This window comes from Methylobacterium sp. B1 (assembly GCF_000333255.1).
Taxonomy (GTDB): domain Bacteria; phylum Pseudomonadota; class Alphaproteobacteria; order Rhizobiales; family Beijerinckiaceae; genus Methylobacterium; species Methylobacterium fujisawaense.
Genome location: NZ_BACT01001057.1, coordinates 1 through 1,385 on the forward strand (window position 1 = coordinate 1; position 1,385 = coordinate 1,385).

1 protein-coding gene is annotated in these 1,385 nt (G+C 74.4%); it reads left to right on the forward strand.

Translation table 11 applies throughout. From position 1 onward, the window contains the following. The coding region (locus I53_RS29355; protein WP_043357752.1) for a BLUF domain-containing protein at nt 1–938 on the forward strand (938 nt) is incomplete at its 5' end. Between the last annotated feature and the right edge of the window lie 447 nt (nt 939–1,385).

Consider the following 1,385-nt stretch of genomic DNA (forward strand, 5'->3'; position numbering starts at 1 on the left):
TGCAGGGCTCGGAGCCGGAGGTGATGGCCGCGGTCCGCCAGATCCTGGACGCGTCCCAGCGCAACAACGCGGCCCTCGGGGTAACCGGCGCCCTGATGTTCAACGCGGGCGCCTTCGCGCAGGTGCTCGAAGGTCCGCGTCGGGGGGTCGAGACGACCTTCGAGCGGATCCAGCGCGACCTGCGGCACGACGACGTCACGGTCCTGCAATGCGGCCCGGCGGAGAGCCGCGCCTTCGCCAACTGGTCGATGGCGTTCGTGGGCCAGTCGTCCAGCGGGCAGGCCCGCTTCAGCAGCCTCTCGGCCGAGAGCGGCTTCGACCTCGCGCGCCTCGACGGCGACCGGGTCTTCGCCATGCTGCACGGGCTCGTTCTCGAGGAAGAGGGATTTCCGGTCGTGGGGGCCGATCCCGTGGCGACAGCTATCTCGGAGACCGACCCCGTGGAGGCCGCCCCCTTGGAGAGCGCTCCCGTGGAGCGCGCGCCCTTGGCGGCCGGGCCCGAGCCGCGTGCGGCTGCCGGGCTCGACGTCGCGCAGGTGCGGGCCGAGATCGCGCGGCTGCGTCCGGAGCCCGCATCCCAGGCCCCGGGACCGGCTCCTGCCGGGTCGGATCGGGCGCCGCGGGCCGCACCGGTCCTGCGTCGCCCCGCCGGGACGCGCGGCGCGACCGAAGCCGCCCTCAGCGTGCTCAAGGCGGCCCTGGCGAGCGAGCGGCAGCGTACGACCGACCTGCGGGCGGAGATCGACGGCCTGCGCGTCGCACTGGCCGCCTCCGCGGACCGGCTTGAGGTCCTGCGCGACGAACGGGACCTGTGGGCCGGACGGGCCGGTCTCCTGGCCCGCACCCTGGCGCAGGCGGCCGAGGGCGTGCGGGCCGCCGCACCGGCCGTGGCGGACGAGACGCCACCGGCGGCGGTGCGCGACACCCGCACCGCCTGACTCCGCCGCGGCGGGCGGGCGAAAGGGTGTCATCGTGGCCGATCTCGAAGGACCCGATGACGCGGCCGCACGACCTCCGGAGCCCCCGGGCATGACCGGTGGCGCCCTGGGCCTGCGCCTGTCCGCCATCGACAGGACCACCCTGTTCGACGCGTTCACCCCGCCGCGCGCACAAGGCCTGCGGCACTGGCACGCGGTCGTCATGCCCGGCCAAGGTGGCGACCCGACCGCCGGGGCGACACAGTCCTGCGCTACGGACTGTCCACCGTGATGCTCGGCTATCGGGCGGCGGCCCTGCTCCGCGCGCGGATCCGACGGGACAGGTCTTCGCCGGCTTGCCGCCCTGGCCGTGGCGTCCCCGGGCGCTGACCGTCCCAGCATGAACCCGCGACCGTTCTCTTGAAGTCTGGATACGTTCTGCATAAAGAACCCCCGTTCGCTCCGGGT